The sequence below is a fragment of the Actinomycetospora sp. genome (genome assembly GCF_055612215.1).
The window spans coordinates 1-6835 of the sequence record NZ_JBVPVA010000039.1; the positions used below are offsets into that span (position 1 = coordinate 1).

6 protein-coding genes and 1 pseudogene are annotated in these 6835 nt (G+C 75.0%); 5 read left to right on the plus strand and 2 right to left on the minus strand.

Annotation, left to right across the window (positions count from 1 at the left end; genetic code table 11):
* A partial coding sequence (locus AC0CYZ_RS00845) for an iron-containing alcohol dehydrogenase family protein (RefSeq protein WP_472211163.1) occupies positions 1-1124 on the plus strand: 1124 nt, incomplete at its 5' end.
* A 9-nt stretch (positions 1125-1133) separates the two neighbouring features.
* Here the strand turns inward: AC0CYZ_RS00845 and AC0CYZ_RS00850 are convergent.
* Entirely contained in the window at positions 1134-1625 is a 492-nt protein-coding gene (locus AC0CYZ_RS00850) for a pyridoxamine 5'-phosphate oxidase family protein (protein ID WP_472211166.1), read from the minus strand.
* A gap of 416 nt (positions 1626-2041) precedes the next feature.
* Between AC0CYZ_RS00850 and AC0CYZ_RS00855 the strand changes: the two genes are divergently transcribed.
* The 3 genes from AC0CYZ_RS00855 (at position 2042) to AC0CYZ_RS00865 (ending at position 4608) form a co-directional block, all read left to right on the plus strand.
* Entirely contained in the window at positions 2042-3205 is a 1164-nt protein-coding gene (locus tag AC0CYZ_RS00855) for a fatty acid desaturase family protein (protein WP_472211177.1), read from the plus strand.
* 48 nt (positions 3206-3253) lie between these two features.
* Complete coding sequence (locus tag AC0CYZ_RS00860; RefSeq protein WP_472211169.1) at positions 3254-4027, plus strand: GAF and ANTAR domain-containing protein; 774 nt, start codon at positions 3254-3256, stop codon at positions 4025-4027.
* Positions 4028-4140: 113 nt separating this feature from the next.
* Positions 4141-4608 carry a hypothetical protein gene (locus tag AC0CYZ_RS00865; RefSeq protein WP_472211172.1) on the plus strand — a complete coding sequence of 156 codons (468 nt, stop codon included), beginning with the start codon at positions 4141-4143 and terminating at the stop codon, positions 4606-4608.
* A gap of 30 nt (positions 4609-4638) precedes the next feature.
* Here AC0CYZ_RS00865 and AC0CYZ_RS00870 read toward each other — a convergent pair whose 3' ends face one another.
* The gene (locus tag AC0CYZ_RS00870) at positions 4639-5955 is read right to left on the minus strand and encodes a PucR family transcriptional regulator (RefSeq protein ID WP_472211174.1); all 1317 of its coding nucleotides are present in this window, start codon (positions 5953-5955) and stop codon (positions 4639-4641) included.
* A gap of 213 nt (positions 5956-6168) precedes the next feature.
* Between AC0CYZ_RS00870 and thrS the strand changes: the two are divergent.
* Positions 6169-6835: pseudogene (gene thrS, locus AC0CYZ_RS00875) on the plus strand (threonine--tRNA ligase); the annotation flags it as partial.

Here is a 6835-nt window from a genome sequence, read left to right on the forward strand (position 1 = left end):
GCCCCGCGGTCGACTCCGGTCCGGGCTCGCTCGCGCGGCTCGGCGACCACGTCCTCGACGTCCACACGGGCGCCCGCAGCGGCGGCGCCGTCGTCGTCACCGACGCCGGGCTGCGTGCCACCGGCATCGTCGACGAAGCCCTCGCCGTGCTCGCCGCGGTCGGCTGCCCGACGGTCGTCGTCGACGACGTCCCCGGGAACCCGACCGTGCCCGCCGTGGAGGCGGGCGCCGCCGTCGTCGCCGGGGCCTTCCCCGGGACGCGGCCGGTCGTCGTGGCGCTCGGGGGCGGCTCCGCGCTGGACGCGGCCAAGGGCATCGCGCGGCTCGTCGCCGCGTCGTCCGGACCGGGGTTGCCCGTGGTGGCGGTCCCGACGACGGCGGGCACGGGCGCCGAGACCAACGGCTTCGGTGTGCTGGAGGACCCGGCGCGGCGGTGCAAGGTCTACTGCGGCGACGCGAGCACCACCCCGCGGATCGCCGTGCTCGACCCGCTGCTCACCCACGGGCTGCCGGCGGGCCCGACCGCGGCGACCGGGGTCGACGCGCTCGTCCACGCCGTGGAGTCGCTGGTCAGCCGGGGACGCAGCCCGGTCTCGGAGGCGTTCGCGGCGGAGGCGCTGCGCCGGGTGTGGCGCTGGCTGCCCGTCGCGGTGACCGACGGCGGCGACGCGACGGCGCGGGCCGAGATGCTCGTCGGCGCCCACCTCGCCGGGCAGGCGCTCACCCGGAGCGGGCTCGGCCTGGTGCACGCGCTGGGCCACGCGATCACGGCCCACCACGGCATCGTCCACGGCCGGGCGCTCGGGACGGTGCTCCCGGAGGTCGTGGCCTGGTCGCTCGACGGGAGCGGGGCGGGTTCGGGCGGCACGGGTCCCGACGACGGGGCCTGGGCGCGGGTCGCGGAGACCCTCGGCGTGCCGGTCACCGCACTGCCCGAGGCGCTCGCGGGCTGGTGCGAGGCCGTCGGGGTGGCGACCGGCCTCGACGGCGAGGCGCTCGGTCTCGGCCGCCCCGAGATCGACGCCCTCGCCACCACCGCGGCCGCCGACCCCGTGGGCCGCAACGCCCCGCGGAGCGCGGACCGCGGCGCCCTCGCCGGGCTCCTCACCCGCTCGGTGCGGTGAGACCCGGGGTCAGTGCTTGCGGACCACCGTCTCGGCCCGGCCCTCGCGCCACACCGTGATGTCGAGGTGCCCGCCGCCCACCGCCACGGACGACGCGCCGACGATGTCCGCGCGGAGGAACTGGTCGAACGTGCGGCCGCGCAGGTCGAACCCGGTCTCGGCGAACAGGGCGTCGGCGAACCGCCCGTGCAGTGCGGGGTCGCGGACGTCCTCGACCGTGCCCCACACCTTCGCGTCGCCCTCCGTGACGTGCGTGTCGACCGTGGCGGTGTGCAGCGTGAAGCGGGGGTCGGCGGCCAGGTCGGCGAACTTCGCGGTGTCCGGCATGCCGACCAGCCACAGCTCGCCCTCGAAGATCCGCGGCTCCATCGGACTGATCCGGGGGAATCCGTCGGGGCGCAGGGTGCCGAGCATGCACAGGTTGCCGGTCGCGGCGTGCCGGCGCGCGAAGACCTCGGCGATCGTCGGCGCCGCCGCCGCGAACCCCGCCCAGCCGGCCATCCGGTGACGGTAGCGCCCGGACGAACCGCCCAGAAGGTCCGTCGCCGGTGCGCGGACCCCGCATTTGTGGATATGCAACAGAACCCGGCGCCACCTCCTCGCTTCCCGCGTAGAGCCACGCCGACCGCGTCCCTACCGTCGAGGGGTGTGATCGCACGAGGACCGGCTCCCGCTCCCGGGAGCCGCGCGGACGGGTCAGCGCCGAGCTCCCCGCGCACCGTCCCGCCCGTGCGCACGAAGACTTTCCCGACCACCGCTCCCCGGTGTCCCTGGAGGACCGCATGACGATCACTCCCCCCGCACTCCGCCCGCGCGAGACGACCGCCAACACCGAGGTCGTCCCCGAGCACGTCACGCGCGTCAACGAGGCGAAGACCCCCACCGGCCCCGGCCGACCGGGCGCGAGCCGCGCCCACATCACGCCCTCCACCGCGCACCTGTCCGTCGAGGACGTCGAGCGCATCGGCGCCGAGCTCGAGGCCATCCGCGACGAGGTCATGTCCTCCCTCGGCGAGGCCGACGCCCGCTACATCCGCCGTGTGATCCGCAGCCAGCGTGGCTTCGAGATCGCGGGCCGGGCCCTGCTGCTCGGCGCCCTCTTCCCGCCGGCGTTCCTGCTCGGGACCGCGTCGCTGGGCGTCGCCAAGATCCTCGAGAACATGGAGATCGGGCACAACGTCCTGCACGGGCAGTGGGACTGGATGCGGGACCCGGAGATCCACTCCACGACCTGGGAGTGGGACCACGTCTCGACCGCCGCGAGCTGGCAGCAGACGCACAACTACCTGCACCACACGTACACCAACGTGCACGGCAAGGACCGCGACATCGGCTACAACGTGCTGCGGGTCGACCCCGACCAGCCGTGGCACCCGCAGTACCTGTTCCAGACCGTCACGAACCTGGGCCTCGCACTGATCTTCGAGTGGGGCATCGCGGCGTTCGACCTCGAGCTCGACGAGGTCGCCGACGGCCGCGCCACCTGGGCCGACAAGATGCCCGAGATCAAGAAGATGGCCCGCAAGGCCGGCAAGCAGGCCCTCAAGGACTACGTGGTGTTCCCGGCGCTGTCGGGCCCTTCGTTCGTCCCGGCCGCGCTGGGTGGCCTGCTCGCCAACACCATCCGCAACGTGTGGTCGCACGCCGTGATCTTCTGCGGGCACTTCCCGGTCGAGGTGGAGACCTTCGACGAGGAGCGCCTGGAGAACGAGTCGCAGGCCGAGTGGTACGTCCGCCAGATGCTCGGCTCGGCGAACCTCGAGGGCTCGCCCCTGCTGCACCTGATGACCGGCAACCTCTCCCACCAGATCGAGCACCACCTCTTCCCGGACATGCCGTCCAACCGCTACGCGCAGGTCGCGCCGAAGATCCGCGATCTCTGCCGCCGGTACGGCCTGCCCTACCACGCCGGCCCGATGTGGAAGCAGTACGGCGGCGTGCTCTGGAAGATCGCGCGGCTCTCGCTCCCCGGCGGGCATGCGACGATCGAGAAGCGGCAGCGGCGCGCGCTGCCCATCGGACGCGACGCCGTGGCCACGTTGCGCCGCCTGCGCGATCGAGTTAGTCCGGCCGCCGCCTGACCGCCGCTCTTATCCTGCTCGTCGGCCCCGGGATGCGATGATCCCGCGGTGGCCGACGCGCAGGAGTGGCGGGAGGAGCGGAAACGGTTCGTGAACGATGATCACGAGGCCCTCGGCCCGCTCGCCGAGGAGTTCGTCTCGCTGAGCGAGGCGCTGTCCGTGGTCGAGGAAGGCCTCGGCGTCGGCGAGGTCCTCGAGCGGATCGTCCGGTCCGCGCGGGCCGTGGTCGGGGCCGACGTCGTCTCGGTCACCTGGCGCCAGGACGGCGAGTTCACGACGCCGGTCGAGACCGACCCCGTCGCGAGCAAGGCCGACGCCGTGCAGTACGAGCACGGCGAGGGCCCGTGTGTCGAGGCCACCATGCAGGGCGGTCTCGGGTTCGCCGCGTCCTCCGACCTGCGCAACGACTCCCGGTGGCCGAAGTTCGGCCCGGCGGCCGCCGACCTCGGGCTCCACTCCGTGCTCGCCACCGGCATGTTCCCCCGCGACGCGGGACCGCGGATGGGTGCGCTCAACTACTACTCGCGCACCCCGGGCGGGCTCGACGACGCCGACCGCGACGTCGCGCTGGTGTTCGCCACCCACGCGGCCGTCGCGCTGCGCGGCGCCCAGGTGTTGGAGGCGGCCGAGCTGCGCGCCACCCAGCTCGGCGAGGCGGTTCGCTCCCGCGACGTCATCGGGCAGGCCAAGGGCATCCTCATGGAACGCCGAGGACTGACCGCCGACGAGGCCTTCGACACCCTCCGCCGGACCTCGCAGGACCTCAACGTGAAGCTCCGGGACCTCGCGCAGACCCTGGCGGACCGCCGTTCCGAACTCTGATCTGTGATCCGAGTCACGATTCGACGTTCGCACCGTAGGCGAACCTCACGCTGACCCTCCCGTCGAGACCGTGCGGGCTCACCCGAGCAGCGTTCGCTCCGCGGAGGTGCGCCATGACCACAGTCGTCCCCGGCACGCGCGAGGCCCGGCGCGCCGAGCCGGTCACGCCGCCGGCCCCGGTCGTGGCGAGCGATCCGCGGCGGAAGCAGGCCCGCGTCGCCGCGATCCGCCGGGGCCGGGAACACGCCGAGGTCAGCGCCGGCGTCGGGCTCTGCCGGTACGACGACGGGTGCGTGGCGCTCGCCGCCGTCGGCCCGAGCGGACCCGCCCAGGTCCGGTCCCTCCGCTCGCTGCGCGCCCGCCTCGCCCGCGAGGCCTGGGCGGAGCTCGTCGTGGACCTCTCCGCGCTCGAGGGCGACTGCGGACCGGCCCTCGTGCGGGTGCTCGGCCAGCTGCGCATGCAGCGGCTGACCGCGGGGGCGCGGGTCGAGGTCCACGGCGCGCCGCCGGCCCTGGCCGCCGCGCTCGGCGCCAGCCCGGCGACCGTGTACACCGTCCACGACGAGCCGCCCGCGCGCTGAGGCGCCGCGGGCTCGCCCGGCCCGGGTGGGTCAGCCCTCGACGGCGGGCTCGGCGAACGTCGCGCCCCGCAGCGCCAGTGCCACCTCGAGGCGCGCCACCGGGTCGTCCAGCGCGCCCGCGAACGACTCCTTCAGCCGGGCGAGCCGGTAGCGGACGGTCTGCGGGTGCACGTGCAGCAGGCCCGCGGTCTCGGCGATGTCGCCGTGCGCGTCGAGCCAGGCCCGCAGCGTCGTCACGGCCCGGTCGCGGGCGGAGGAGGTCATGCGGCGCAGCGGCTCGAGGCGCTGGGCGACCAGGTCGGCGGTCACCGAGACGTCGGCGTGCAGCAGGAGGGCGAGCAGGTGGTCGTCCGCGCGCACCAGGCCCGACGTCGGGCGGGCGGAACGCGGGCGGTCGTCGTCGGGCTCCGGGCCGATCTCGCCGGACACGACCAGCGGCCACGCGGCGCGGGCCCGCTCCACGGTGCGCGCCACCTCGTCGACGGACACCGTCGGGCCGACCACGGCCGGCACCCCCGCGGCGGCCTCGACGAGCGCGTCGCCGCGCCCGGGCCCGTCGGGATCGGGCACCACGAGCACGCCGAGACCGTCGACGCGCGAGCCGAGCACGTCGCCGGGCAGCCGCCGGCACAGCGCCGGCATCGCGTCCTCCTCGCAGATCGCCACCGCGAGCGAGCGGGGCAGCGCCCACTCGGCCTCGCGGACGAGGCGCTCGAGCTCGGGCCCCTCCGCCGGGGGCGTGCGCACCAGCGCCGCCACGAGGGTCTGACGGCGGGCCTGGCGGGACCCCGCGGTCAGGCTCTGCTCGTGCGCGTAGCCGGCGACCGACGCCGCCGCCAGCTGTTCGATGTACTGGAAGAGCGCCTCGGCGAGCCGGAAGATGCCGTCGGGTCCGAGGCCGTAGGAGTCGCTGCCCGCCGAGATGCGGCGCCACATGACCCGCGACCCGACGCGGTAGGCGCTCTGCAGTGCGTCCATGGTGCGCCCGTGGCGGTGCTCGACCCGGCCGAGCTCGAAGTAGACCCGGGTGTCGGGCAGGTCGTCGTCGGTCCCGAGCAGGCGCAGGAACTGTCCGAGGGCCACCGAGACACCCCGGCGGATGTTCTGGCCGAACTCACCGTCCATCGACAGCGCGTACTCGGCGACCTCGCCGCGCACCTGCTCGATGATGTCGTCGCCCGCCTCGAGGACCACCGCGCGCATCCGGTCGGCGGCCTCCGGGGGCACCTCGGCCCAGGGGTGGCGCCCCGGTTCCCGCTCGGGGCAGCCGACGGCGTGCAGCGTCACCCGGCCGTCGCCGTCCGCGCACGCCGAGGGAGCCGTCCCGGCCCTCGCTCCGTCCACCACGACGCCATTGTGGCGTACCCGGGGCGGGAGTGGTCGTCGTCGCGACCCGGACCACTGGGAGACCGGCCCGGCCGTGGTCGACGGACAGCGCCACCGACCGCCCCCGTCACCCGAGGGCGCGGCTCCGAACGGTGTCGGTGCCGGTCGATACGCTGGGACCACGCGGAGCACACCCGTCCGCGTCGCCACCGCAACCGACCCTGGAGCACCGCCGTGTCCTCGCTCACCGCCCCCGCGCCCGCCGCCACCGTCCGGGTCGGTGCGGGCACGACGGCGGGCGAGGCGGTCCGGGGTGCCGGGCTGCCGGGCAACGGGCCGCAGGCGGTCGTCGTCGTCCGGGCGCCCGACGGCACGCTCAAGGACCTCGCGTGGCGTCCCGAGGACGACGTCGACGTCGAGCCGGTCGCCGCGGACACCGAGGACGGGCGGGCGGTGATCCGGCACAGCGCGGCGCACGTCCTCGCGCAGGCCGTGCAGGCGCAGTTCCCGGAGGCCAAGCTCGGCATCGGCCCGCCGGTGACCGACGGCTTCTACTACGACTTCGCCGTGGACCGGCCGTTCACCCCCGAGGACCTCGCGTCGCTCGAGAAGGCGATACGCAAGATCATCAAGGCGAAGCAGCGCTTCGTGCGCCGCGAGTACGCCTCCCTGGACGCCGCACGCGCGGAGCTCGCCGACGAGCCGTTCAAGCTCGAGCTCGTCGACCTCAAGGGCACCGCCGACGCCGAGGAGGACGGCGAGATCATGGAGGTCGGCGCCGGCGCGCTGACCGCGTACGACAACGTGCACGCCCACACCGGCGAGCGCGTGTGGGGCGACCTGTGCCGCGGCCCGCACATCCCCACCACCGGCTACATCCCGGCCTTCGCGATCACCCGCA

What these genes read in the sequence shown, in the direction of transcription:
- AC0CYZ_RS00850 (WP_472211166.1), bottom strand. Translation starts at nt 1,625, where the DNA reads ATGGCCGGCTGGGCGGGGTTCGCGGCGGCGGCGCCGACGATCGCCGAG.
- AC0CYZ_RS00865 (WP_472211172.1), top strand. Translation starts at nt 4,141, where the DNA reads ATGACCACAGTCGTCCCCGGCACGCGCGAGGCCCGGCGCGCCGAGCCG.